The 26,727-nt window shown below is 71.5% G+C and carries 17 protein-coding genes, 1 tRNA gene and 1 rRNA gene; 4 read left to right on the forward strand and 15 right to left on the reverse strand.

What is annotated here, in order from left to right; all coding sequences use genetic code 11:
* Positions 1-184: 184 nt before the first annotated feature.
* Genes ABZY12_RS29325 through ABZY12_RS29335 form a run of 3 tightly spaced genes read right to left on the reverse strand, consistent with a single transcriptional unit; the run spans position 185 to position 2,182 of the window.
* A complete protein-coding gene (locus tag ABZY12_RS29325; RefSeq protein ID WP_356895547.1) occupies positions 185-493 on the reverse strand; it encodes an AzlD domain-containing protein in 309 nt (102 codons plus the stop codon).
* Positions 490-1,251, reverse strand: a complete 762-nt coding sequence (locus ABZY12_RS29330; protein WP_356895549.1) for an AzlC family ABC transporter permease — start codon at positions 1,249-1,251, stop codon at positions 490-492. Before ABZY12_RS29330 ends, ABZY12_RS29325 begins: the two co-directional genes overlap by 4 nt.
* A gap of 10 nt (positions 1,252-1,261) precedes the next feature.
* Positions 1,262-2,182 carry an AraC family transcriptional regulator gene (locus tag ABZY12_RS29335; protein WP_356895551.1) on the reverse strand — a complete coding sequence of 307 codons (921 nt, stop codon included), beginning with the start codon at positions 2,180-2,182 and terminating at the stop codon, positions 1,262-1,264.
* A 96-nt stretch (positions 2,183-2,278) separates the two neighbouring features.
* On the opposite strand from ABZY12_RS29335, the gene ABZY12_RS29340 reads away from it, so the two are divergent.
* The 3 genes from ABZY12_RS29340 to ABZY12_RS29350 all read left to right on the forward strand — a co-directional run bounded on the left by ABZY12_RS29340 (position 2,279) and on the right by ABZY12_RS29350 (position 8,638).
* Entirely contained in the window at positions 2,279-6,916 is a 4,638-nt protein-coding gene (locus ABZY12_RS29340) for an ATP-dependent helicase (protein WP_356895553.1), read from the forward strand.
* Between the two features lie 94 nt (positions 6,917-7,010).
* Positions 7,011-7,838 (forward strand): DNA-formamidopyrimidine glycosylase family protein, encoded by an 828-nt coding sequence (locus ABZY12_RS29345; RefSeq protein ID WP_356895555.1) that lies wholly within the window; start codon positions 7,011-7,013, stop codon positions 7,836-7,838.
* A gap of 32 nt (positions 7,839-7,870) precedes the next feature.
* Positions 7,871-8,638 carry an SDR family NAD(P)-dependent oxidoreductase gene (locus tag ABZY12_RS29350; protein ID WP_356895557.1) on the forward strand — a complete coding sequence of 256 codons (768 nt, stop codon included), beginning with the start codon at positions 7,871-7,873 and terminating at the stop codon, positions 8,636-8,638.
* Here the strand turns inward: ABZY12_RS29350 and ABZY12_RS29355 are convergent.
* The 10 genes from ABZY12_RS29355 to ABZY12_RS29400 form a co-directional block, all read right to left on the reverse strand.
* Complete coding sequence (locus tag ABZY12_RS29355) at positions 8,586-8,894, reverse strand: hypothetical protein (protein WP_356895559.1); 309 nt, start codon at positions 8,892-8,894, stop codon at positions 8,586-8,588. The genes ABZY12_RS29350 and ABZY12_RS29355 overlap by 53 nt on opposite strands.
* A 197-nt stretch (positions 8,895-9,091) precedes the next feature.
* Complete coding sequence (locus ABZY12_RS29360; protein WP_356895561.1) at positions 9,092-9,562, reverse strand: DNA starvation/stationary phase protection protein; 471 nt, start codon at positions 9,560-9,562, stop codon at positions 9,092-9,094.
* A 170-nt stretch (positions 9,563-9,732) separates the two neighbouring features.
* A complete protein-coding gene (locus ABZY12_RS29365) occupies positions 9,733-10,116 on the reverse strand; it encodes a helix-turn-helix transcriptional regulator (protein WP_019889909.1) in 384 nt (127 codons plus the stop codon).
* A 109-nt stretch (positions 10,117-10,225) separates the two neighbouring features.
* Positions 10,226-10,747, reverse strand: a complete 522-nt coding sequence (locus ABZY12_RS29370) for a CinA family protein (RefSeq protein WP_356895563.1) — start codon at positions 10,745-10,747, stop codon at positions 10,226-10,228.
* Positions 10,744-11,442, reverse strand: coding sequence for a CDP-diacylglycerol--glycerol-3-phosphate 3-phosphatidyltransferase (pgsA, locus tag ABZY12_RS29375; protein ID WP_356895565.1), 699 nt, complete (start codon positions 11,440-11,442; stop codon positions 10,744-10,746). Before pgsA ends, ABZY12_RS29370 begins: the two co-directional genes overlap by 4 nt.
* Positions 11,439-12,953: a 30S ribosomal protein S12 methylthiotransferase RimO gene (gene rimO / locus ABZY12_RS29380; RefSeq protein ID WP_356895567.1), complete on the reverse strand. Its 1,515-nt coding sequence runs from the start codon at positions 12,951-12,953 to the stop codon at positions 11,439-11,441. The genes pgsA and rimO overlap by 4 nt, the downstream gene beginning before the upstream one ends.
* Positions 12,954-13,063: 110 nt before the next feature.
* Entirely contained in the window at positions 13,064-13,888 is an 825-nt protein-coding gene (locus tag ABZY12_RS29385) for a helix-turn-helix domain-containing protein (protein WP_356895569.1), read from the reverse strand.
* Positions 13,889-14,120: 232 nt separating this feature from the next.
* Positions 14,121-16,928, reverse strand: a complete 2,808-nt coding sequence (locus ABZY12_RS29390) for a DNA translocase FtsK (protein ID WP_356895571.1) — start codon at positions 16,926-16,928, stop codon at positions 14,121-14,123.
* Positions 16,929-17,055: 127 nt separating this feature from the next.
* Entirely contained in the window at positions 17,056-17,730 is a 675-nt protein-coding gene (locus ABZY12_RS29395) for a response regulator (protein ID WP_356895573.1), read from the reverse strand.
* Positions 17,731-18,016: 286 nt separating this feature from the next.
* Positions 18,017-23,509, reverse strand: coding sequence for a HAMP domain-containing protein (locus ABZY12_RS29400; RefSeq protein ID WP_356895575.1), 5,493 nt, complete (start codon positions 23,507-23,509; stop codon positions 18,017-18,019).
* Between the two features lie 268 nt (positions 23,510-23,777).
* Here ABZY12_RS29400 and ABZY12_RS29405 point away from each other — a divergent pair, with 268 nt between their 5' ends.
* Positions 23,778-26,429 carry a SpoIIE family protein phosphatase gene (locus ABZY12_RS29405; protein WP_356895577.1) on the forward strand — a complete coding sequence of 884 codons (2,652 nt, stop codon included), beginning with the start codon at positions 23,778-23,780 and terminating at the stop codon, positions 26,427-26,429.
* A gap of 127 nt (positions 26,430-26,556) precedes the next feature.
* Here ABZY12_RS29405 and ABZY12_RS29410 read toward each other — a convergent pair.
* Both ABZY12_RS29410 and rrf read right to left on the reverse strand, forming a co-directional pair.
* A tRNA-Thr gene (locus tag ABZY12_RS29410) sits at positions 26,557-26,629 on the reverse strand.
* Positions 26,630-26,634: 5 nt separating this feature from the next.
* Positions 26,635-26,727 (reverse strand): 5S ribosomal RNA (gene rrf, locus ABZY12_RS29415); the annotation flags it as partial.

A 26,727-nucleotide genomic window follows, 5' to 3' on the forward strand; every position in this document is an offset into this window, starting at 1 on the left:
TCGTGGGCCCCGGCCGGGGCCTGAGCCAGAGGTCCGGCGCCGGGGCCGGGGCCTGAGCCAGAGGCCGGGACCGGGACCGGGGCCTGAGCCAGAGGCCGGGACCGGGATCGGGCCCAGAGGTCCGACGCCGACCGGCCCGGCACCCATCGGCGGATGCGCGGGCCGCTCGGTAGCAGCGGGCTGCTCACCCGGCGACGGCCCTGACTCCCGCCGTGACGACCACGGCCGCGCCGACGACCACCAGGAAGGGTGCGCGCAGGAGCAGGGCGAGGGCCGCCGCGGCGACCCCCGCCGCTCGGGCGTCCAGGACGAGGACGCCGTCGGCGCTGAAGGTCTGCTGGGCGGTGAGCGCCGCCAGCAGGGCCACGGGCAGCAGGGCCGCGAGGCGCTGGACGACCGGTCGCTCCAGGGCTCCCGCGGGCACCAGGAGCCCGATCAGCTTGACGAGGTAGCAGCCCACGGCCGTGAGGCCGATCGCGATCCAGACGTTCATCGGACGTCCTCCTTGCCGGTTCCGCCGTCGCCGCCCTGGTTCCCGGCCGCCGTCCGGCGGCCCCGCAGCCACAGCACGGCGGGCGCGGCGAGCGCCGCCGCCAGGACCGGGACGCCGGCCGGCAGGACGGGCAACAACCCGAGCCCGAGCAGGACGGCGATCCCCGCGGTGGCCCGCTCGGTGGCGGTACGGAGCATCGGCGCGAGCAGCGCGAGGAAGACGGCCGGGCCGGCGGCGTCGAGTCCCCAGGCGTCCGTGTCGCCGAGGGCCTCGGCGCCGAGCGCCCCGAGCAGCGTGGTCAGGTTCCACAGCACGTACAGCGTGAGTCCGGTGACGGTGAAGCCGATCCGTGCGGCCCGCCGCGTGGGCTGTGCGAGCGCCACCGCCGTCGTCTCGTCGATCACCCACTGCGCGGCGAACGGCCGGACCGGGCGCGGCAGGGCGAGCAGCTGCGAGAGACGCAGCCCGTAGAAGGCGTTGCGGGTGCCCAGGAAGAAGGCGCCGGCGGCGGCCGTGAACGGGTTCCCGCCCGCCGCGAGGGCACCGACCAGCGCGAACTGCGACGCGCCCGTGAAGACGAGCAGGCTGAGCGCGCAGGTCTGGAGCAGGGTGAGCCCGGCTCCCGCCGAGGTCACGCCGAAGGCGAAGCCGGAGAGCCCGACGGCGATCCCGACGCCGAGGGCGTCGCGTACGACCGCCGAGTCCGCTTTTCTCGAGGGTGCTTCCCGTATGACGGGGGGTGCTGTTCGTTCTGCCACCCGAGGGACGTTAGGCGCCCCGGCCGCCGCCGGTCTTGTACGTTCTTGCGGAGCGGCCCGGGGAGTTCTCCGAACCGGCCTGGGCGGCCGTCGGACCGAGGGCGTCGCGCAGCGCCCCGCGCGAGCGCTGGTACGCCCCCGGTGGGACGCCCACGCTCCGTACGAAGTGCCGGTTCAGATGAGGCTGGTCGGTGAAGCCGACGGCGACGGCCGCCTCCGCCGGTGTCGTACCGGCGTCCAGCAGGCGCCGGGCCCGCCGCACGCGCGCGTCGGTCAGCCAGGTGTGCGGCGGCATCCCGTAGGCGTCACGGAACGCGCGCAGCAGGGCGAAGGGGCTGGTGCCGAGTTCGGCGGCGAGCCGCTCCAGGGTCGGCGGGTCGGCCATGCGTTCCTCGAGCACGGCACGCGCGCGTGCCGCGTCGCGCGCGCCGGCCGAGCGGGGCGCGCGCGGTGTGATCCTGCCGCCGTGGCTGCGCAGCATCCTCGCCGTGACCAGGCGGAGGAGGCTGTCGGCGGCGAGCGCGTTGCCCTCCTCGGCGGCCCGGTGGACCCCGATGACGAGCTGGGCGGCGTACGGGTCGTCCACGACCGGGGCGGTGAAGCCCACCGAACCCCGCAGTGCCAGGGTGTCGGCGGCGATCGACCTGATCAGCTCGGCGTCCGGGTAGATCGTGCGGTACGTCCAGCCCTCGGGCACGCCCGCGTGCCCGGTGTGCGAGGTGTCCGGGTTGACCAGGGCGATCTGCCCGGGGCCCGCGTGCACGAGTTCGTCGCGGTAGTGGAAGGCCTCGACGCCCTCGGTGATCGCGGCGAAGACGAAGGTCTCGTGGGTGTGCCGGGCGAAGGCCTTGCGGACGTAGTGCGCGTGCAGCAGGTCGACGCCGGGCAGCTCGGGGTACCGCCAGTACCGTGCCCGCTCCCCTGTCGCCATGTCCCCATTCTGCGCCACCAGCGTCGGCGACTCCGGTTCGCCGCTCGTTTCCCCAGGTCCGGGCGGTTGTCAGTGGTCGGGTGCACGATGGGTGGCATGGTCAGGTCTGCGCTCGACTCGTTCTCCCCCGCGACCCGCGGCTGGTTCACCCGGGCCTTCAGCGCGCCCACCGCGGCGCAGGAGGGTGCCTGGCAGGCCATCGGGGCGGGTGCGGACGTGCTGGTCGTGGCGCCCACGGGCTCCGGCAAGACCCTGGCCGCCTTTCTCGCCTCCCTCGACCAGCTCGCCTCCACACCCCCGCCCGCTGACCCCAGGAAGCGCTGCCGGGTGCTGTACGTGTCGCCGCTGAAGGCCCTCGCCGTCGACGTCGAGCGCAATCTGCGGTCGCCGCTGACCGGGATCCGGCAGGAGTCGGTGCGGCTGGGGCTGCCGGAGCCGGAGGTGCGGGTGGGGATCCGCTCCGGCGACACCCCGGCCGCCGAGCGCCGGGCGCTGGCCACCAAGCCGCCGGACATCCTGATCACCACGCCCGAGTCGCTGTTCCTGATGCTGACCTCCGCCACGCGCGAGGCGCTGTCCGGGATCGAGACGGTGATCCTGGACGAGGTCCACGCGGTGGCCGGGACGAAGCGCGGCGCCCATCTGGCGGTGTCCCTGGAGCGGCTCGACGAGCTGTTGCCACGCCCGGCGCGCCGGATCGGCCTGTCGGCGACGGTCCGTCCGGTGGACGAGGTGGCCCGCTACCTCTCACCGCAGCGCAAGGTGGAGATCGTCCAGCCGCCCTCGGGCAAGGAGTTCGACCTCTCCGTCGTCGTCCCGGTCGAGGACATGGGCGAGCTGGGAGGCTCCCCGGCCACCGAAGGGCGGGAGGGCGGCGACAAGCCGTCGATCTGGCCGCATGTGGAGGAGCGCATCGCCGACCTCGTGCAGGCCCACCGCTCGACGATCGTCTTCGCCAACTCCCGCCGGCTCGCCGAGCGGCTGTGCAACCGGCTCAACGAGATCGCGTACGAACGCGCCACCGGCGAGGCGCTCCCGGAGGGCTCTCCGCCGGCCGAGATCATGGCCCAGTCCGGCGCCGCCCAGGGCGCGCCTCCGCTGCTCGCCCGGGCGCACCACGGCTCGGTCTCCAAGGAACAGCGCGCCCAGGTCGAGGAGGACCTGAAGGCGGGCCGGCTGCCCGCGGTGGTGGCCACCTCCAGTCTGGAACTGGGCATCGACATGGGCGCGGTGGACCTGGTCGTCCAGGTCGAGTCGCCGCCCTCCGTCGCCTCCGGCCTCCAGCGCGTGGGCCGCGCCGGGCACCAGGTCGGTGCCGTCTCCACGGGCGTGGTGTTCCCCAAGTACCGCGGCGACCTGGTCCAGGCGGCCGTGGTCACCGAGCGGATGCGGACCGGCTCGATCGAGTCGCTGCGGGTCCCGGCGAACCCCTTGGACGTGCTGGCCCAGCAGCTCGTCGCGATGGTCGCCCTGGACACCTGGCAGATGGACGACCTGCTGACCGTGGTCCGCCGGGCCGCCCCCTTCGCCTCGCTGCCCGAGTCGGCGTTCACCGCCGTCCTGGACATGCTGGCCGGACGCTACCCCTCGGACGCGTTCGCCGAGCTGCGCCCGCGTGTGGTCTGGGACCGGGTGGCGGGGACGGTCACCGGCCGCCCCGGCGCGCAGCGGCTCGCCGTCACCTCGGGCGGCACGATCCCCGACCGGGGCCTGTTCGGGGTCTTCCTGGCGGGCGCCGACCCCAAAAAGGGCGGCGGCCGGGTCGGGGAGCTCGACGAGGAGATGGTGTACGAGTCCCGGGTGGGGGACGTCTTCACCCTGGGGACCACCTCCTGGCGGATCGAGGACATCACCAGGGACCGGGTCCTGGTCTCCCCCGCGCCCGGTGTGCCGGGCCGGCTGCCCTTCTGGAAGGGCGACCAGCTGGGCCGGCCGCTCGAACTGGGGCGCGCGGTGGGCGCGTTCCTGCGCGAGGTCGGTTCCCTCTCGCCGGAGGACGCCCGGCTGCGCCTGGTCGCCGCGGGCCTGGACGGCTGGGCCGCCGACAACGTCCTCGGCTATCTCGACGAACAGCGCCAGGCCTGCGGCCATGTGCCCGACGACAGGACGATCCTGGTCGAGCGGTTCCGTGACGAGCTCGGCGACTGGCGGGTCGTCATCCACTCCCCCTTCGGGGCCCAGGTGCACGCGCCGTGGGCGCTCGCCCTCGGCGCGCGGCTCGCCGAGCGGTACGGCATGGACGCCCAGGTCATGCACGCCGACGACGGCATCGTGCTGCGGCTGCCCGACGCGGACCTGATGGGCCTGGATCTCCTCGACCACGACCCGGTGGACCCGGACCGGCACCTGGACACGACGTACGACGCCGACCAGGCCCCGATCGGGGCGGCCGACGCCCTCTTCGACAAGGGCGAGATCGGTCAGATCGTCACCGACCAGGTCGGCGGCTCGGCCCTGTTCGCCTCCCGCTTCCGCGAGTGCGCCGCACGGGCGCTGCTGCTGCCCAAGCGCAATCCGGGCAAGCGCACCCCGCTCTGGCAGCAGCGCCAGCGCGCCGCCCAACTGCTCCAGGTGGCGAGCGAGTTCGGTTCCTTCCCGATCGTCCTGGAGGCCGTCCGCGAGTGCCTCCAGGACGTCTTCGACGTCCCCGGACTCACCGAGCTGATGGGCGACATCGAGTCCCGCCGCGTGCGCCTGGTCGAGGTCACCACCCCCGAGCCGTCCCCGTTCGCCCGCTCCCTGCTCTTCGGATACGTCGCCCAGTTCCTGTACGAGGGCGACTCGCCGCTCGCCGAGCGGCGGGCCGCCGCCCTCTCCCTGGATTCCCGGCTCCTCGCCGAACTGCTGGGCCAGGCCGAGCTGCGCGAACTGCTCGACGCGGACGTGCTGACCGAACTCGAGCGGGAGCTCCAGTGGCTCACCGAGGACCGCCGGATCAAGGACGTGGAGGGCGTCGCCGACCTGCTGCGCGTGCTCGGCCCCCTCACCGAGGCCGAGCTGGCCGAGCGGGGCGCCGATCCGCAGTGGGCCCAGCAGCTCGCCCACGCGCGCCGGGCCATCCGCGTCCGGATCGCCGGCGCCGACCACTGGGCGGCGATCGAGGACGCGGGGCGGCTGCGGGACGCCCTGGGCACCGCCCTGCCGGTCGGCGTGCCCGAGGCGTTCACCGAGCCGGTCAAGGACCCGCTGGGTGACCTCCTCGCCCGGTACGCGCGCACGCACGGGCCGTTCACGTCCTCGGCGGCCGCCGCCCGCTTCGGCCTCGGCGCGGCCGTCACCGACGGCACCCTGCAGCGGATGGCCGCCGCCGGCCGGGTCGTACAGGGCGAGTTCCACCCTTCGGGCATCGGCCAGGAGTGGTGCGACGCGGCCGTGCTGCGCCGTCTGCGCCGTCGCTCGCTCGCGGCCCTGCGCCATGAGCTGGAGCCCGTGCCCCCGGCCGCGCTCGCCACCTTCCTGCCCCAGTGGCAGCACCTCGGCGGCAGCAGCCTGCGCGGGATCGACGGCCTTGCCCGCGCTGTCGAGCAGTTGCAGGGCGCGCCCGTGCCGGCCTCGGCGCTGGAGAAGCTGATCCTGCCCTCCCGGGTCAGGGACTACTCCCCCGCCCTGCTCGACGAGCTGACCACGACCGGCGAGGTCGTCTGGGCCGGTGCCGGCGCCCTGCCCGGCAAGGACGGCTGGGTGTCCCTGTATCTCGCCGACGCGGCTCCCCTGCTGCTCCCGCCGCCGCACCCCCTCGAGACCACCGCGCTCCACGAGTCGGTGCTCACGGCCCTGTCCGGGGGCTACGGCCTGTTCTTCCGTCAGATCGCCGACCATGTACGGGCCACCACCCACCCGGACGCGACCGACCCCCAACTGGCCGACGCCGTCTGGGACCTCGCCTGGTCGGGGCGGCTCACCAACGACACCCTCGCCCCCCTGCGCTCCCTGCTCGGTTCCGGCCGCACGGCGGGCTCCACGGCCCACCGCGCCAAGCGCACGGTCCCCCGCGGGCGCTACGGCACCCTCACCGCGGCCGCCCGACCCGCGTCCCGGACCGGTCCGCCCACGGTCAGCGGCCGCTGGTCCCTGCTCCCGCCCGCCGAGCCGGAACCCACCCACCGCGCCCACGCGCTCGCCCGCACCCTCCTGGACCGGCACGGTGTGGTCACCCGGGGCGCGGTGGCCGCCGAGGGTGTCGAGGGCGGCTTCTCGGCGACGTACCGCATCCTGTCAGCCTTCGAGGACAGCGGGCAGGCGCGCCGCGGCTATGTGGTGGAGGGGCTCGGCGCGGCCCAGTTCGCCATGGACGGCGCGGTGGACCGGCTGCGGGCGGCGGCGACCGCACGCGACCGGGGCGCCGAGGCGGGCGCGGGGCCGCGCGCGGTGGTCCTGGCCGCCGCCGACCCCGCCAACGCGTACGGCGCCGCCCTGCCCTGGCCCGAGCCTCCGACGGGTGCCGGGCACAAGCCCGGCCGCAAGGCCGGCGCGATGGTGGTTCTCGTCGACGGCGAGCTGACGCTCTACATGGAGCGCGGCGGAAAGACCCTCCTGTGCTGGCCCACGGACCCGGACGACCCGGCGCTGAGAGCCGCGGCCGAATCCCTGGCCGCCGCCGCCCTCGCGGGCTCGCTGGGCACGGTCACAGTGGAACGGGTCAACGGAGCCACCGCCCTCACCTCCCCGCTGGCCCGCTCCCTGGAGACCGCCGGCTTCCACGCCACCCCCCGCGGCCTGCGCCTGCGCCCCTAGGGGGTGTCCGTGAGGCCCCGCCCGGCCCGCGAAGCCGGGCCACGCACAGTCCCGCGGCAACCGCACCTGGTGATCGATCCCGCATGATGGAGCCATGCCCGAAGGAGACACCGTCTGGCTGACAGCCCGCCGACTGCACTCCGCGCTGGCCGGACGCGTCCTGATCCGGTCCGACCTGCGCGTGCCACGGTTCGCCACCGCCGACCTCACCGGGCGTACGGTCCTCGACGTCACCCCGCGCGGCAAGCACCTGCTCACCCGGATCGAGGGCGACCTCACCCTCCACTCCCATCTGCGGATGGACGGCTCGTGGCAGGTGTACGCCACCGGCGAGCGGTGGCGCGGTGGACCGGCCCACCAGATCCGGGCGATCCTCGGCAACGACGCCCACACCGCCGTCGGCTACCGCCTCCCCGTCCTCGAACTGATCCGTACCGCGGAGGAGCCGGACGTCGTGGGCCATCTCGGCCCGGACCTCCTCGGCCCGGACTGGGACCCGCTCGAAGCCGTCCGCAGGCTCACCGCCGACCCCGCGCGCCCCCTCGGCGAGGCCCTGCTCGACCAGCGCAATCTCGCGGGCATCGGCAACGTCTACAAAAGTGAGCTGGCCTTTCTCGCCGCGGTCACGCCCTGGCTGCCGGTGGGCGAACTCCCGCCCGACGTCCCCGAGCGGCTCGTCGCCACGGCCCGCCGGCTCCTGGAGGCGAACAAGGAACGCCCCGTCCGCAGGACGACGACCGCGCGCCGCCCGTCCGAGGGGCTCTACGTCTACGGCCGCCGCGGCCGCCCTTGCCTGCGCTGCGGCACCCCCATCCGGAAGGCGGAACTCGGTGACCGGGTCACCTACTGGTGCCCGGGCTGCCAGAAGGGCCCGTCCAGCCCCCCGGACCCTCCCGCCCCTCCAATCGCCCCGATTGATTGACGGACCGTCAGATCCGGTCGTACGGTCCCCTCGTGTCCCTCACGGCGTACGACTTCACCGGCCGCACCGCCTTCGTCACCGGCGCCGCCGGCGGGATCGGCCGCGCGACGGCCGCGCTGCTCGCGGAGGCCGGAGCCACCGTCCACTGCGCCGACCGCGACCGACAGGGCCTCCAGGAGACCGCCGCCCTCGTCGCCGAACACGGCGGCACCCCTCACATCCACGCTCTGGACGTCACCGACCGCGCCGCGCTCGCCACGGCCGTCGCCAGCGTGACGGGCCCGCTCCACGTCATGGCCGCGATCGCCGGAATCATGCACACGAGCACGGTCCTGGAGACCCGCGACGAGGACCTGGACCGCGTCCTCGCGATCAATTTCAAGGGAGTGCTGTACGCCTGCCAGGAGGCGGTCCGGTCGATGATCGCTTCAGGAACGCGGGGTTCCATCGTCACGATGGCCTCGGGAGCGATGGACTCGGCGAGCGCGGGCCTGCTCTGCTACAGCGTCGCCAAGGCCGCCGTGGTGCAACTGACCAAGACCCTGGCCACCGAGGTGGGTCGGCACGGCATTCGAGTCAACGCGATCGCGCCCGGCTGGATCCGTACAGCCATGACCGACCGTCACGAGCCGGCCGCCCAGGAACAGGCGGAGGCCGCCATGGTCCGGCACTCCCCCCTGGCCCGGGTCGGAGAACCGGAAGACATCGCACACGCGGTTCTCCATCTCGCCTCCGACGCCTCGTCGTTCACGACGGGTCAGATCCTCCGCCCGAACGGCGGGGTGGCGATGCCGTGGTGAGTCCGGCGCTCGACGCCCTGTCGGGGTCGGCGCGCGTCGCCTCGCTCCCGGCCCGGTCACGCCTGGCTGGGGACGCCGCCACATGCACCGGCAGCAGACTCAACCCCCAACCCCCGGCCGCGATCGTCGCCTCCACCGGACCGGACTGATCCGGGGTCAGCACCAGACGCAGCACCGCCCACCACCACAGCCCGCCGGCCACCAGCCCGCCCGCCACCCACGCGAGCGTCGGCAGCTGAACCCGTAGACGCACCATGGCCGCCTCCTCCGGTCGACGCTAGACCGGCCGTATCGCCCGGCGGGAGGGCGCACCGGAGCCAAGCCCGGCGCACGGAAGGCGCCGACAGCACCGAGGGCCCCGAGGACGCGGAAGACTCGCAAGGCGCGGAAGAGACAGCGGACGGGCGACGGGCCACAGGCGCGGCGGCCCGTCCGCCGCACCCGTCACCACGGCTAGGCGCTCTCCGCCTGGAACATCCACGCGTGCTTCTCGAGGTCGGCCGTGAGGCCGATCAGAATGTCCTGGGTGACCGGGTCCGGCTCGTCCGTGACCTCGATCCGCTCCCGCATCCGCTCGATCACCGCGCCGAGGGCGTCGACCAGGATCTTCACCGCCTGCGTGTCCTTGATCCAGCCCGTGGGCACTTCGCCGATCGCACTGCCCGAGGCAACGGACGCGGCGCGGCCGTCCGGGTTGACGCCCACCGCGGAGGCGCGTTCGGCCACCACGTCGGAGTGCTGACGCGCGGTCGTCACGACCTCGTCGAGCTGCAGGTGGACCGAGCGGAACCGGGGCCCGACCACGTTCCAGTGAACCTGCTTGGCGACGAGGGCGAGGTCGACCAGGTCGACGAGAGCGCCCTGCAAAGCGTTGCCGACCGTCTTCAGGTCGGCTTCGGACAACGAGCTCTTCACGACGGACATACGTATTCTCCAACCAGTCGTACGGTCGTTCCCCCACCATGGCACGCATGACCCCTATCGGGCATCTCAAACTCAACCGCCCGAACCTGCCCAACCACCCTCACGGAATGGCAAAAGCCCCGGTGGATGCCCACAAGGGACACCCAACCGGGGCTTCCGCCCACTTCGGTTCAGGCAGCGACGACGTCCACCGCTTCCGCGGGCGCCTTGATGGTCACCCGCTCGGTGGGCACACCTGCCACCGACGTCACCGACACCGAATTGAGCATCGGGCGTACCGGCGCCGGCACCGGTTCGCTCGCCGCCGCCGACTCGGCCAGTTCGGCCAGTGACAGCTCGTCGCTCACTTCACGCATGAGCTCGGACATCCGTACGTCCAGCGCGTCGCAGATCGCGGAGAGCAGCTCGGAGGAAGCCTCCTTCTGCCCCCGCTCCACCTCGGAGAGATAGCCGAGCGAAACTCGGGCGGACGAGGAGACTTCGCGCAGAGTACGGCCCTGGCGCTGGCGCTGCCGACGCAGCACGTCACCCAACAGGCGACGGAGCAGAATCATCGGTGGCTCCCTCCTCGGACCGCGTAGCCGCATCCTTCACGCCCCACCGTACCGCCTCGCGCTGCGGCCGTGCGGGGAGCGATGTCGTGTTCACTCAGGGCTGCAAACATCAATTCCCCCCGTTCCGTTCCGTATCCTGTGCCCGGCCATTTCCCGAGAGTTCGTTGCCGAGCAGCTCCAGCACGCTCCGTACACTCTCTCTACGGATGTCCGCACGGTCGCCGTTCAACCGCAACGACGTCACTTTCCCGGCCTCGGCGTCCGATCCGGCCGGCCCCGCCACCGCCACGTACACCGTTCCGACGGGCTGTCCGTCCTGCGGTTCGGGCCCGGCGACGCCGGTCGTGGCGATGCCCCAGTCGGCCCCGAGCCGGGTGCGCACACCCGTCGCCATCTGCAGCGCGACCTCGGGATCCACCGCGCCGCGCTCCGCCAGAAGGGTTCCGTCGACGCCCAGGAGTTCCTCCTTGAGGGCCGTCGCGTACGCCGTGACGGACCCGCGGAAGAACCGCGAGGCTCCGGGAGCCCCGGTGAGCTCCGCGGCCACCAGACCGCCCGTGAGGGACTCCGCGGCGGCCACCGTGTGACTACGCTCCGCGAGCAGCTCCAGCACCAGGGCGGCCTCTTTCATCGCGCCGACCCCGCCGTGGGCCCGGGGAGCGACGCACCACCGGCCTTCGCCGCCCGTTCCGCGGCCAGCCCCCGGCGCCTCAGCACGATCGCCTGTCGGACGTAGTCCAGGCCGGTGACGACCGTCAGCACCACGGCGACCGCCATCACCCAGAAGCGCAGGGTGGCGAGTGGACCGGTCAGCGCGAGCACGTACATCCCGACCGCGGTGCCCTGCGCCAGCGTCTTCATCTTCCCGCCGCGACTGGCCGGAATCACCCCGTGCCGGATCACCCAGAACCGCATCAGCGTGATCCCGAGCTCCCGGGCGAGGATCACCACCGTCACCCACCACGGCAGGTCCCCCAGCAAGGACAGACAGATCAGCCCGGCCGCCATGATCGCCTTGTCGGCGATCGGGTCGGCGATCTTCCCGAAGTCGGTGACCAGGTTGTACGCCCGTGCCAGATGCCCGTCGAAGATGTCCGTGATCATGGCGACGGCGAAGGCGGCCCACGCCCAGGCGCGCCAGGCCGGGTCGTGCCCGCCGTCCTGGAGCAGCAGCACCACGAAGCAGGGGACGAGCACCAGCCGCATCATGGTGAGGATGTTGGCGATGTTCCACAGGCTGGCCTGATTGACGGCCGCAGCGCCCAGCTTGCCGCCGGGCGCAGGCCTACCGGTCCCGCCCGTCGCGGATGCCGGGACTCCGGTCATCTGCCCGCCTCCTCAAAAAGACACTCGGCCACCAGGTCGACGCCTTCCGTTCCCACGACCTTCGCCATGACCATACGGCCGGGAGCCAGGTCGTGGCGCGCGGCGGAGTCGGTGGTGATGATCACCTGCCCGTCCGTCTCAGGCGCCTGGTGCGCGGCGCGGCCGATCACGCCGCCGTCCTCCTCGACGGAGTCGACCGATTCGACGAGTACTTCCAGGGTCTCTCCGATCCGCTCCTCCGCACGCTGGGCGGTGAGCTCCTCGGCGAGCCGCGAGAGGTGGGCGAGCCGCTCGTCCACGACCTCCTGGTCGAGCTTGTGCTCGTACGTGGCGGCCTCGGTGCCGTCCTCGTCGGAGTAGCCGAAGACGCCGATGGCGTCCAGCCGGGCGTGCGTGATGAAGCGCTCCAGCTCGGCGAAGTCCGCCTCCGTCTCGCCGGGGAAGCCGACGATGAAGTTGGAGCGGGCACCGGCGGTGGGGGCCTTGGAGCGGATGGTCTCCAGGAGCTCCAGGAAGCGGTCGGTGTCACCGAAGCGACGCATCGCCCGCAGCACGTCCGGGGCGCTGTGCTGGAAGGACAGGTCGAAGTACGGGGCGACCTTCTCGGTCGAGGTCAGGACGTCGATGAGCCCGGGCCGCATCTCGGCGGGCTGGAGGTAGCTGACCCGGACCCGCTCGATGCCGTCGACGGCGGCCAGCTCCGGCAGCAGGGTCTCCAGGAGGCGGATGTCGCCGAGGTCCTTGCCGTAGGAGGTGTTGTTCTCGGAGACCAGCATGATCTCCTTCACGCCCTGCTCGGCGAGCCAGCGGGTCTCCCCGAGCACGTCCGAGGGCCGGCGCGAGACGAAGGAGCCGCGGAAGGACGGGATGGCGCAGAACGAGCAGCGGCGGTCGCAGCCGGAGGCGAGCTTCACCGAGGCGACGGGGCTGGTGTCCAGGCGCCGGCGCAGGGGCGCGCGCGGCCCGGAGGCCGGGGCCAGGCCCTCGGGAAGGTCGGCCGGCACGTTCTCCGGGGCCTCGGCGGTCGCGGCGCCGGCGGTTCCGTGCCCCGGGAGGGCCACCGCGGCCGCGGCCTGCTGCCGCTCCACCGGGGACAGCGGCAGCAGCTTGCGCCGGTCACGCGGGGTGTGGGCCTCGACGCTGCCGCCGCTGAGGATGGTCTGGAGGCGGTCGGAGATGTCGGCGTAGTCGTCGAAGCCGAGCACGCCGTCGGCCTCGGGGAGGGCCTCGGCGAGCTCCTTGCCGTACCGCTCGGCCATGCAGCCGACCGCGACGACGGCCTGGGTCTTGCCGTGGTCCTTCAGATCATTGGCTTCGAGGAGGGCGTCGACGGAATCCTTCTTGGCGGCTTCGACGAATCCACAGGTGTTGACGACGGCGACGTCCGCGTCCGATGCGTCCTCGACGAGCTCCCATCCGTCCGCTGCCAAGCGGCCTGCGAGCTCCTCCGAGTCCACCTCGTTACGGGCGCAGCCAAGAGTGACAAGGGCGACGGTACGGCGTTCGGGCATGGGCTCAAGACTACTTCGTCCCGGCCGTGCCCCCGCCGCGCAGGGTTCACCTGCGCGACGGGGGCACGGTGGGGGACCGGCGGAACGGGCCCGTGGAAGGACCGCGTGGATCAGCCGGCCTCGGGGTCGCCCTTGGTGTACGAGAGCCGCTCGACCTGGCCGGACTCGAACTTCTCCTCGACCTTTTTGCCGTTCACGTAGAGCTCGATCGGTCCGGCGTTGCCGAGGACCAGGTCGATGCGCTCGTCGTCCTGGAAGGTCTTCGACTCGCCCTTGAGCAGCAGTCCGTCGAAGAGGAGCTTGCCGTCGTGCGCCTTGGCGGAGATCCAGCTCTTGTCGTCGATCGCGGTCAGCTTGATTGTGACCTTGTCCTTCGGGACCGCCGCGATGGCGCTCTCGGAGGGCACCGGCTTGGGGTCGGCCGGCCTGGTCGGCTTGGGCTTGCCGGTGGGCTTCTTCTCCGCCGCGGGGCCCTCGGCCACGATGCCGGACCCGCGGGGGGCCTCGTTGCCCTTGAACATCGTGAAGCCGGCGAAACCGACCACGGCGACGATCGCCGCCACCATGGCGGCGGTCCAGTTGGGGCGGCGCGGTTCGGGACGGATGCGTTCCGCCTCGAAGAGCGGCGCGGCGGGGGTCGGCGCGGGCCGGCCGCCGTGCTCGTCGTCGTACTGCTCGACCAGGGGAACGGGATCGAGCCCGACGGCGCGTGCGAGCGTGCGGATGTGCCCGCGGGCGTAGACGTCGCCGCCGCAGCGTGTGAAGTCGTCCTCTTCGATCGCGTGCACGATCGGGATCCGGACGCGGGTGGACGCACTGACCTCGTCGACGGTGAGACCAGCGGCGATTCGGGCCTGCTGGAGAGCGCGACCGATCGAATCCCGGTCGTCTGCCGGGAAGTTCCGGTCGTCTTCGGGGGAGTTGCCGATGGACACGTGAGCGCCTTTCGAGCGTGTAACCACCAGTCTATGGGTGGTACGAAAGGGTGGGGCAACCGGGCGGACTCGGTTTGTACGCCATGAGGCTGGGACATCGTTCTGTCCTTCCCTCCAACTTGACGTACGACCCCGGGAAACGGTTGCCCTGTGTTCCCTTACGAGTGAGTCTCGGCCAGGTCTCGTTTCCGCCCGGCCGGGTCGGACGGCCCGGCCGGGAGGCCGGACCGGGTCATGTCTCGGAAGACTCCCCGCGGATGACGGCCAGTACCCCGTCCAGCTCGTCCGGCTTGACGAGCACGTCCCGCGCCTTGGAGCCCTCGCTCGGTCCGACGATGTTCCGCGACTCCATCAGGTCCATCAGCCGTCCGGCCTTCGCGAAGCCGACGCGCAGCTTGCGCTGGAGCATCGACGTCGAACCGAACTGGGTGGAGACGACCAGTTCGGCGGCCTGGCACAGCAGGTCGAGGTCGTCGCCGATGTCCTCGTCGATCTCCTTCTTCTGCTTGGTGCCGACGGTGACGTCGTCCCGGAAGACCGGGGCCATCTGATCCTTGCAGTGCTGGACGACGGCCGCGACCTCGGCCTCGGTGACGAAGGCGCCCTGCATCCGGACGGGCTTGTTCGACCCCATCGGCAGATACAGACCGTCACCCTTTCCGATCAGCTTCTCCGCGCCCGGCTGGTCCAGGATGACCCGGCTGTCGGCGAGCGAGGAGGTGGCGAACGCGAGCCGCGAGGGCACGTTCGCCTTGATCAGACCGGTGACGACGTCCACGGACGGACGCTGGGTGGCGAGCACCAGATGGATGCCGGCCGCACGGGCCAACTGGGTGATGCGGACGATGGCGTCCTCGACGTCCCGGGGCGCGACCATCATCAGGTCGGCCAGCTCGTCCACGATCACCAGCAGATACGGATAGGGCTGGAGCTCGCGCTCGCTGCCCTCGGGCAGCTTCACCTTGCCCTGGCGGATGGCCTCGTTGAAGTCGTCGATGTGCCGGAAGCCGAACGCCGCGAGGTCGTCGTAGCGCAGGTCCATCTCGCGCACGACCCACTGCAGCGCCTCGGCGGCCCGCTTGGGGTTGGTGATGATCGGCGTGATCAGGTGCGGGATGCCTTCGTACGCGGTGAGCTCGACCCGCTTGGGGTCGACGAGGACCATCCGGACGTCCTCGGGAGTCGCTCTTATCATCACCGAGGTGATGAGGCAGTTGATGCACGAGGACTTTCCGGAACCGGTGGCTCCGGCGACCAGGATGTGCGGCATCTTCGCCAGGTTCGACATCACATAGCCGCCCTCGACGTCCTTGCCGAGTGCCACCAGCATCGGATGGTCGTCGCCCGCCGCGTCCGCGAGCCGCAGCACGTCGCCGAGGTTGACCATCTCGCGGTCGCTGTTCGGAATCTCGATCCCGACCGCCGACTTGCCGGGGATCGGCGAGATGATCCGGACGTCCGGGCTGGCCACGGCGTAGGCGATGTTCTTGGTGAGCGCCGTGATCTTCTCGACCTTCACGGCGGGACCGAGCTCGACCTCGTACCGCGTGACCGTCGGCCCGCGGGTGAAGCCGGTGACGGCCGCGTCGACCTTGAACTCGCTGAAGACGGTGGTGAGCGACACCACCACGGCGTCGTTGGCGGCGCTGCGCGTCTTGCCCGGCCCGCCGCGCTCCAGCAGGTCCATGGACGGCAGCGCGTAGGTGATGTCGCCGGAGAGCTGCAGCTGCTCCGCGCGGGGCGGCAGTTCGGTGTGTTCGGGCGCCGGCTTGGTCAGGTCCGGTACGGCTCCGGTACGGCGCCCGTCCTCCGTACCGCGGGCGGTGGGCACCGGAACGGACGGAGGTACGGAGGAAGCGGCGGGGGTGTCCGCGCCGCCGGCGGCCACCGCGGCGGCCCGATCGGCGGTGACGTCCCGGGTCAGGTCGGCGACCAGCGGGGACGGCGGCATGCCGTTGAGTACGGCCCCGTCGAGTGCGGCGGCCGCGGCCGCGGCGACGTCGACGGCGTCCATGGGCCGGTCGAAGGCCGGCTGCGCGGAGGGGCGGTGCGGGCGCCTGCGCCGGGTGAGCGCCTCCTCCTCGGCCCGGCCGGCGTCGTACGCCTCCTCGGCTGCCGGAGCCCTGCGCCGGGTGCGCGCCGGGGCGGCCTCGCGCCAGGCTCCGTCGTACGCCGCGTCCTCGTCCGCGATCTCGGGGTCGTACGCCGGCTCGACGATGCCGAGCCGGGCCCCGAGCGTGCGCAGCCGCTGCGGGATGGCGTTGACGGGGGTCGCGGTGACGACGAGCAGCCCGAAGACGGTGAGCAGCACGAGCATCGGTACGGCGAGCACCTCGCCCATCATGAAGATGAGCGGCTTGGAGGCGGCCCAGCCGATCAGCCCTCCGGCGTCCTGCATCGCCTTGGTCCCGTCGCCCCGGCCCGGTGAGCCGCAGGCGATGTGGACCTGCCCGAGCACGCCGATGACGAGCGCGGAGAGACCGATGACGATACGACCGTTGGCCTCCGGCTTCTCCGGATAGAGGATGAGCCGGACGCCGATGGCGCCGAGCAGCAGCGGAACGAGCAGATCGAGCCGGCCGAACGCGCCGGTGACCAGCATCTCGACGAGGTCGCCTACCGGGCCGCGCAGATGGGACCAGGTCCCGGTGGCGACGATCAGCGCGAGGCCGAGAAGCAGCAGTGCCAGGCCGTCCTTGCGATGGGCGGGGTCGAGTCCCTTGGCTCCGCGCCCTATCCCCCGGAACATCGCCCCGACGGCGTGCGCGAGGCCGAGCCAGAGTCCGCGGGCGAGCCGGTACACGCCCCCCGTCGGAGACGGAGCGGGCCGGGGTGCGGCCTTCTTCGCGGTCTTCCTGGGCGCCCGCTTGGCGGGGGCGGCCTTCTTGGCCGCCGCCTTCTTCGCGGGAGGCTTGGCCGACCCGGCGGCAGGCTTCTTGGCGGGCGCCGCTTTCTTCGCGACGCCGGTCGTACGGCCGGCGCGCGGCTTCGCGGTGCCCGCCGTGCCCTGGGAACCCTTGCCGGACGTACGTGAGGCCATGATGCTGAGGTTACCGGTGTGAGCGGCCCGCGACACGTGCGCGTCCTGCCTCACCCGTTCGTGTCGCCCTTGTCGGGGCATGAAACTGACGCCCGTTCACGCCGGGCACCGCTTTGGTGACGGTGAGTCAGTTCTGGGCGGGGAGAGTGGGCGCGCCACCCGTGCCCGGCTCCAGCGCGTCGAGGGCGCGCCGCAACCCGGTGAGCTTGCGCTCCAGATGGGCGGCGGTGGCGACGGCCGCGGCGTCGGCGGACTCGTCGTCGAGCTGCTTGGACAGCGCCTCCGCCTGCTCCTCGACCGCGGCGAGACGGGCCGAGAGCTCGGCGAGCAGCCCCGCGGACTCCTTGGCGTGACCGCCGTGACCCCCGCCTTCCAGCTGGAGCCGGAGCAGCGCGGCCTGCTCACGCAGTTGGCAGTTCTTCATGTACAGCTCGACGAAGACCGAGACCTTGGCGCGCAGCACCCACGGGTCGAACGGCTTGGAGATGTAGTCGACGGCGCCGGCGGCGTAGCCCCGGAAGGTGTGGTGCGGGCCGTGGTTGATGGCGGTGAGGAAGATGATCGGGATGTCACGGGTCCGCTCGCGCCGCTTGATGTGCGCGGCGGTCTCGAATCCATCCATTCCGGGCATCTGGACATCCAGCAGAATGACCGCAAAGTCGTCGGTCAGCAGCGCCTTGAGCGCTTCCTCCCCGGACGATGCCCGCACCAGCGTCTGATCGAGCGCGGAGAGAATGGCCTCCAGCGCCAGCAGATTCTCCGGCCGGTCATCGACCAGGAGGATCTTGGCCTTCTGCACCATGCCCCGTCCTCCTCGCCCCGGCATGGGCTCGCCCCGGCTCATCGAGCCGGGGGAAGCACCGGGCGCCGCCCCAGAAGACGACTCCCTTGCGCCGTCCGTCCTTGTGCCGGTCATGGTAGCCGCACCCCGCCTGTCGCCACACCCTGTCACCACGATGTCACTGTGCACGTAGCGGAAACGTGGTGAGAGACCAGAAGGTTCCCCGGATATCTCCCTCTCACACGCCTGTGGCGACAGTCCGTCAGCGGATCGAGACCTCCCCGTTGCCTACGCGGGGAGACCCCCCTCACTCCCCGCGCATCCACTGCTCCATCACCGACAGCAGGTGATCCGGGTCGACCGGCTTGGTGACGTAGTCGGAGGCGCCCGACTCGATCGCCTTCTCCCGGTCGCCCTTCATCGCCTTCGCCGTGAGCGCGATGATCGGCAGGCCGGCGAACTGCGGCATCCGCCGGATCGCGGTCGTCGTCGCGTACCCGTCCATCTCCGGCATCATGATGTCCATCAGGACGACCGTCACATCGTCGTGCTGCTCCAGGACTTCGATGCCCTCGCGGCCGTTCTCCGCGTACAGCACCGCCAGGCCGTGCTGCTCCAGGACGCTGGTCAGCGCGAAGACGTTACGGATGTCGTCGTCCACGATCAGCACCTTCTCGCCGCTGAAGGAGAAGGTGCGGCGCGGCGCGGTGTCCGCCCGGTCGTCGGCGGCCGCGGACTGATCGGCGCTGCCGGGCCGGCCGGGCTGACCCGGCAGCGACAGCCGGTCGTCGACCCCCGCCTGGACCGCCCTGCGCCGGTGCCGGAACAGCGCCCCGGCCCCCGAGCGCAGATCGGCCGCCATGGACGTGGACGGGGGCGCGAAGTGCCCGTCCTGGCCGCCGGCGCCGTCCTCGTACGCCGCCTGCGGGTCCGTCGCCCCGTCCTCGCCCTGCCCGTACCCGCTCGGCGACAGCTCGGGGTTCAGCGGCAGATACAGCGTGAACGTCGAACCGCGGCCCGGCTCGCTCGCCGCGTAGATCTCACCGCCGAGCAGGCGTGCGATCTCCCGGCTGATCGAGAGCCCCAGACCCGTACCGCCGTACTTGCGGCTGGTCGTCCCGTCCGCCTGCTTGAACGCCTCGAAGATGACCCGCATCTTCCCGGCCGCGATGCCGATGCCCGTGTCGGTCACGGAGAACGCGATCAGCTCGGCCTCCGGGTCGCGCAGCGTCCCGGCCTCCAGGAGCTGCTCGCGGATCGACTGCGGCACATCCGTCCCGGCGGGCCGGATGACCAGCTCCACCGCGCCCGTGTCGGTGAACTTCACCGCGTTGGACAGCAGGTTGCGCAGCACCTGGAGCAGTCGCTGCTCGTCGGTGTGGAGCGTGGCGGGCAGTTCGGGCGAGACCCGGACCGAGAAGTCGAGCCCCTTCTCCGCCGTCAGCGGCCGGAACGTCGCCTCGACGTAGTCGACGAGCTGCACCAGCGCGATACGGGTCGGGGAGACGTCCATCTTGCCGGCCTCGACCTTGGACAGGTCGAGGATGTCGTTGATCAGCTGGAGCAGGTCGGAGCCGGCGCCGTGGATCGTCTCGGCGAACTCGACCTGCTTGGGCGAGAGGTTGGCGTCGGCGTTGTCGGCGAGCAACTTGGCCAGGATGAGAAGCGAGTTGAGCGGGGTGCGCAGCTCGTGCGACATGTTCGCCAGGAACTCCGACTTGTACCGCATCGAGACGGCGAGCTGTTCGGCACGCTCCTCCAGAACCTGCCGGGCCTCCTCGATCTCGGTGTTCTTCACCTCGATGTCCCGGTTCTGCCGGGCGAGCAGCTCCGCCTTCTCCTCCAGCTCCGCGTTGGAACCCTGCAGCTCCTTCTGCCGGTGCTCCAGCTCGGCCGACCGCTCCCGCAGCTGCTCGGTCAGCTCCTGCGACTGCTTGAGCAGCACCTCGGTCTTGGTGTTGACGCTGATGGTGTTGACGGTCGTCGCGATCAGCTCGGCGAGCTGGTTGAGGAAGTCCCGCTGGATCTGGGTGAACGGCTGGAACGAGGCCAGCTCGATGACCCCGAGGACCTTCCCCTCGAAGAGGACGGGAAGCACGATCACATGGGCCGGGGCGGCCTCGCCGAGCCCGGAGGAGATCTTCAGATAGCCCGGCGGGACGTTGACCTGGATCGTCCGCTTCTCCTCGGCCGCGGTCCCGATCAGGGTCTCCCCGGGCCGGAAGGACGTCGGCATGGACCCGGCGGAGTAGCCGTAACTGCCGCGCATCCGCAGCTCGTACGAGCCCTCGCCCTCCCCGCCGATCTCGGCGCCGCCGTTCGCGGACCCGGTCGGCACCGCGACGAAGAACGCGCCGTGCTGAGCCGAGACGACCGGCGTCAGCTCGCTCATGATCAGCGAGGCGACGTCGTCCAGGTCGCGCCGGCCCTGCATCAGACCGGAGATCCGGGCGAGGTTGCCCTTGAGCCAGTCCTGCTCCTCGTTGGCGAGGGTGGTGTCGCGCAGGTTGGCGATCATGGTGTTGATGTTGTCCTGGAGGGCCTGGATCTCGCCCGCCGCGTCCACACCGTCGATCTTCAGGTTCAGATCGCCGCGCGTCACCGCCGTGGCGACGGCCGCGATCGCCCGCACCTGCCGGGTCAGGTTCCCGGCCATCTCGTTCACGGACTCCGTGAGGTCACGCCAGGTGCCGTCGACGTCCCGCACGCGCGCCTGGCCGCCGAGGATGCCCTCCGTACCCACCTCACGGGCCACCCGCGTGACCTCCTCGGCGAACGAGGACAGCTGGTCGACCATCGTGTTGATGGTGTTCTTCAGCTCCTGGATCTCACCGCGCGCGTCGATGTCGATCTTCTTGGTGAGGTCGCCCTTGGCGATGGCGGTGGTGACGGCGGCGATCTGGCGCACCTGACCCGTCAGGTTCGACGCCATCGAGTTCACCGACTCGGTGAGGTCCTTCCACGTGCCGGAGACACCCGGAACCCGTGCCTGGCCGCCCAGTTCGCCTTCCGTACCCACCTCGCGGGCGACTCGCGTCACCTCGTCGGCGAACGAGGACAGCGTCGTCACCATCGTGTTGACGGTGTCGGCGAGTTCGGCGACCTCGCCGCGCGCCTCCACCGTCACCTTCTTGGTCAGGTCGCCGTTGGCGACCGCCGACGAGACCCTGGAGATGTTCCGCACCTGACTGGTCAGGTTGTTGGCCATCAGATTGACGTTGTCGCTCAGGTCCTTCCAGATGCCCGTGACGCCGCGCACCCGCGCCTGGCCGCCGAGAATGCCCTCCGTACCCACCTCACGGGCGACTCGCGTCACCTCGTCCGCGAAGTTGGACAGCTGGTCGACCATCGTGTTGACGGTCGTCACCAGCTCCAGGATCTCGCCCTTGGCGTCGACGGTGATCTTCTTCGACAGATCGCCCTTGGCGACCGCGGTGGTGACCTCGGCGATGTTGCGGACCTGGGAGGTCAGGTTGTTCGCCATGAAGTTCACCGACTGGGTGAGGTCCTTCCAGGTGCCGGAGACACCCTGCACCTCGGCCTGGCCGCCCAGAATGCCCTCGGTACCCACCTCACGGGCGACCCGGGTCACCTGCTCCGCGAAGCTGGAGAGCTGATCCACCATCGTGTTGAGGGTGTTCTTCAGCTCCAGGATCTCCCCGCGCGCGTCCACGTCGATCTTCTGCGAGAGGTCACCGCGGGCCACGGCGGTGGCGACCTGCGCGATGTTACGGACCTGAGCGGTGAGGTTCCCGGCCATGCCGTTCACCGAGTCGGTCAGATCGCGCCACACACCGGCGACACCCGGCACCTGCGCCTGACCGCCGAGCCGCCCGTCCGTGCCCACCTCGCGGGCCACCCGGGTCACCTGCTCGGCGAAGGCGGAAAGCTGGTCCACCATCGTGTTGATGGTGTTCTTCAGCTCCAGGATCTCCCCGCGCGCGTCCACGTCGATCTTCTGCGACAGGTCACCCCGCGCCACGGCCGTCGTGACCTGGGCGATCTGCCGCACCTGGGACGTCAGGTTGCCGGCCATGAAGTTGACGGAGTCGGTGAGCTCCTTCCACGTACCGGAGACACCGTCGACACGGGCCTGACCGCCGAGGCGTCCCTCCGTGCCCACGTCCCTGGCCATCCGCGTCACCTGGTCGGCGAAGGACGACAGCTGCGACACCATCGTGTTGACGGTGTTCTTCAGCTCCAGCATCTCGCCGGCCACGTCCACCGTGACCTTCTGCGACAGATCACCGTTCGCGACCGCCGTCGTCACCTGCGCGATGTCCCGCACCTGACCGGTCAGGTTGCGGAACGCGGTGTTCACCGAGTCCGTGAGGTCCTTCCAGGTACCGGCCGCACCGGGCACCTGCGCCTGACCACCGAGCAGACCCTCCACGCCGACCTCGCGCGCGACCCGGGTCACCTCCGAACCGAAGGCGGAGAGCTGGTCCACCATCGTGTTGACGGTGTTCTTCAGCTCCAGCATCTCGCCGGCCACGTCCACCGTGACCTTCTGCGACAGATCACCGTTCGCGACCGCCGTCGTCACCTGCGCGATGTCCCGCACCTGCGTGGTGATGTTCCGGAAGACCGTGTTGACCGAATCGGTCAGGTCCTTCCACGTACCGGCCGCACCGGGCACCTGCGCCTGACCACCGAGCAGACCCTGCGCACCGACCTCCCCGGAGACCCGGGTCACCTCGTCGGCGAAGGTGCGCAGCGTCTCGGTCATCTGGTTGATGGTGTCCGCGAGCTGCGCGACCTCGCCGCGCGCGCTCACGGTGACCTTCTGCGAGAGGTCGCCGTTGGCGACCGCCGTGGTCACCTCCGCGATCCCTCTCACCTGTGAGGTGAGATTTCCCGCCATCGTGTTGACGGAGTCCGTGAGGTCCTTCCACACACCCGCGACCCCGGCGACCTCCGCCTGGCCGCCCAGCTCGCCCTCGGTGCCCACCTCACGCGCGACCCGGGTCACCTCGGAGGAGAACGAGGACAGCTGGTCCACCATCGTGTTGACGGTGTTCTTCAGCTCCAGCATCTCGCCGGCCACGTGCGCGGTGACCTTCCGCGACAGATCGCCCTTGGCGACCGCCGTCGTCACGAGAGCAATGTCACGTACCTGCGCCGTCAGCCGGTACGCCATGGTGTTGACCGAATCCGTGAGATCCTTCCACGAACCGGACATACCGCGCACCTGGGCCTGACCGCCCAGCTTTCCTTCGGTACCGACCTCCAGCGCGACCCGCGTCACCTCGTCCGTGAACGCCGACAGCTGGTCGACCAGGTTGTTCACGGTCCGCGCGACCTTCAGGAACTCCCCGCGCAGCGGCCGCGCCGCCCCGTCGGGACCGTCCGAACGCAAGTCCATGCGCTGGTCGAGATCGCCCTCGGCGACCGCCGACAGCACCCGTCCCACCTCGGAGACCGGCCGCGTCATGTCGTCGACCAGCGCGTTCGCGGCCTCGATCGCCGCCGCCCAGGCGCCCTCGCTGGCGCCCGCCTCCAAGCGCTCGGACAGCTTGCCCTCGCGCCCGACCATGCGGCGTACCCGGGACAACTCGCCGGTCAGATGCATCTGCCGGTCGGCGACCTCGTTGAACACGGCGCAGATCTCCGCCATGACCCCGTCGCCGGACACCGTCAGCCGCTTGCGGAAATTCCCGTCCCGCATCGAGACCAGGGCTGCGAGCAGCCGCTCCATGGCCGCCGCGTCCACCTGCACCGTCCCACCGCTCCGGGACCGTCCGCCCTTCGCCCGCGTGCCGCTGCCGCTGCCGCGCCGCGCCGCCGTGCCAGACTCCACCGTGTCCCTCCCGAAGGGGTTGACCGTACTGCTCGGGCTGTCACCACAAGCCTGCCCAGTGTTTCACCGCAGCCGAACAAGGCCATAACAGTTCGGCAGCTTCGCATAACGTCCCCGTCCTCGGGGGACGGAAACAGCGGTGACCGGCATCCGCCCGGACAGTGAAGGTAAGTAACCTGGCATCCGGCTGTCCAACCGCCCCGGTCCGCCCGGCGGGGGCGGGGCGGCGCGGAGAAGAGCACCGGGCAGCGGGAGGGGCAGACCGACCATGGCAGAGCCGGGCGTCGAGACGCGTACGAGGAGTTCTGTGATCACCGCGCGGGCGGCTGCCAGCTTCGACCCCGTCGGGCGGTCCGTCGCGACCGCCCGCGCCTTCGTCCGGGACACCCTCCAGGGCTGGGGTTACGCCGATGTCGTCGACGACGCCGTCGTCCTCACCAGCGAACTCGTCACCAACGCCGTCATCCACGCCGGCACCGCCGCCGACGTCCTGTGTCTGCGCAGCGAGCACGGCATCCGCGTCGAGGTCGCCGACCGCTACCCCGAGCGTGAGATTCCGCTCCAGGGCGGACGCACGCTCGCCCACCCGGACCGGGAGAACGGCCGCGGACTGCTCCTGTGCGCGGCCCTCGCCACCCGCTGGGGCGTCGAGTACACCCCGACCCAGAAACATGTCTGGTTCCAGCTCGATCTCCCCGAGCGACCGATCGGCACCCGCTCCGCGGGCCCGGTCCTCCCCGACGCCCTGCTGCCCGTCGCCGAGAGCCGGGTACGCGTCGCGGTCGCCCAGATCGACCGCGACGGCGCCATCACCGCCTGGAACGAGGACGCCGAAGAGCTCTTCGGGTACGCCGCCGAGAAGGTCACCGGAAAGCCGCTCGGCGATCTCGCCGCCTGGCCGCACACCCCCGGCATCGGCACGGGCCTCGCCGAGGCGCTCCAACTCTCGCGCTGGGAGGGCAGCTACGGCATCCGCTGCGCCGACGGCCGCGTCATCCCCGTCTACGCCTCCCACCTCCGGGTCCGCGACGCCGAGGGCGAACCGTCGACGGTCTGTCTCCTGGTACGTGAGTACGAGCGGGCGGTCCTCCAGACCCCGCAGCGCCCCGCGGTCTCCGACTCCGGTGCCGACAACCGCTCCGCGGACCCCTTCGAGGTCTTCATCGGCTCCCCGGCCCCCGACGACCTCGACGGCCTGCTCCAGCGCACGGTGGAACGCGCCCGCGACATGCTCGACGGCGACTCCGCCTTCCTGCTGCTCGCCACGGACGACGAGACCGAACTGGAGGTACGGGCCACGACCGGCCTCCCCTCGGCTCGCCAGCGCTTCGCCCGGGTCCCCGTGGAGACCGGCGCCAGCCGCTACGGCTCCGCCCGGATGCCGGCCGTCCACGAGGACCTGGCCGCCGTCCCGGGGGCGGTCCCGCTCCTCGAAGGCACCGGCATGCGCTCGGTGGTCACCGTCCCCCTCAAGGTCGAGGGCCGCCTCACCGGCTCCCTCGGCGTGGCCGCCGAGAGCGCGAACCGCTACTCCAACGAAGAGGCCCTGCGCCTCCAGTTCGCCGCCGACCGCATCGCCCTCGCCGTCGAATCGGCCCGCCTCGGCGAGCTCGAACGCCTCCGCCGCGGCTCCCTCAGCTTCCTCGTCGAGGCGTCCGACCTGCTGGCCGGCACCCTGGACCGCGACCAGACCCTGGCGCTCATGGCCCAGATGACCGTTCCGACGCTGGCCACCTGGTGCGCCGTCTACACGATCGCCGACCAGGCGTCCGATCCGTACCTCTCCTACGTCCTCCACGAGGACGAGGACCGCATCGACGGCCTGAAGGCCCTGCTCTCCTCCATCGCCCCGCCGGACCCGGTGCCCACGCCCGGCGCACGCGTCTGGACCGCCCCGGCCGAGGCCGCCCACCGGGCCGCGCTCTCCACGTCGATGCGTGAACTGGGTGGTGTGGCGGGGCCGTTGTCGGCCGGCATCGACTCCACCCTCGCCACCGCCGCCGTGGTGGGCGGCGAGACCGTCGTCCTGCCGCTCGTCGCCCGTAACCGCGTCATCGGCATGCTGACGCTCGGCAAGCCCTCCGACGACCACTTCCGTCAGGAGATCCTGGAGCTCGCCGAGGACCTCTCCCGCCGGGCGGCCCTCGCCCTGGACAACGCGCGTCTCTACAGCGAGCGCATGGCCATCAGCCAGTCCCTCCAGCGCAGTCTGCTGCCGCCGGGTCTCCCCGACATCCCGGGGGTCGAGGTCGACGTCATCTACCGCGCGGCCGGCGAGGGCAACGAGGTGGGCGGCGACTTCTACGACCTGTTCCCGATCCGCGACAACGCCTACGGCTTCGCCATCGGCGACGTCTGCGGTACGGGACCGGAGGCCGCGGCCGTGACGGGCCTGGCCCGTCACGCCCTGCGCCTGCTGGCCCGCGAGGGCTTCGGCGGCCCGGCCGTCCTGGAGCGCCTCAACGCCGCCATCCTCGACGAGGGCGCCCGCAGCCGCTTCCTCACCCTCCTCTACGGCGAACTCCGGCCGCAGGAGGACGGCTCCGCCCACCTCAAGGTGGTCTGCGCCGGCCACCCCCTGCCGCTGCGCCTGCGCCAGGACGGCACGGTCGTCCCGGCAGCCGACCCCCAACCGCTCCTCGGCGTCCTCGAGGACCTGGAGCTGTACGAGCAGACCATCACGCTGGATCCCGGCGACGTCCTGCTGTGCGTCACGGACGGCGTCACGGAACGCCGCGAGGGCACGCGCATGCTGGGCGACGACGGCCTGGCGGAGGTCCTGAAGACCTGCACGGGCCTGACGGCCGGCGCGGTATCCGCCCGCATCCTCCGCGCGGTCGAGCGCTTCGCCCAGGAACCGGCCTCCGACGACATGGCCATCCTGGCAATGCGTATCCCGGAGCCCTTCACACAGGACTGAACAACCCTTCGTGGGGGGCCTGTTGGCTCGGTCCCCCACGAGAGGCGGCTCGTACGGCCCGGCCCTTCCGAGGAACTTCCTGGGAACGCAAAAAGGCCCCCGCCACAAGGCGGGGGCCTTTTCTCTGAGCCCTTTAACGGAATCGAACCGTTGACCTTCTCCTTACCATGGAGACGCTCTACCGACTGAGCTAAAAGGGCGGGTTGTTCGGCGGCGTCCTACTCTCCCACAGGGTCCCCCCTGCAGTACCATCGGCGCTGAAAGGCTTAGCTTCCGGGTTCGGAATGTAACCGGGCGT

Source organism: Streptomyces sp. NPDC006551 (assembly GCF_040611675.1).
Classification (GTDB): domain Bacteria; phylum Actinomycetota; class Actinomycetes; order Streptomycetales; family Streptomycetaceae; genus Streptomyces.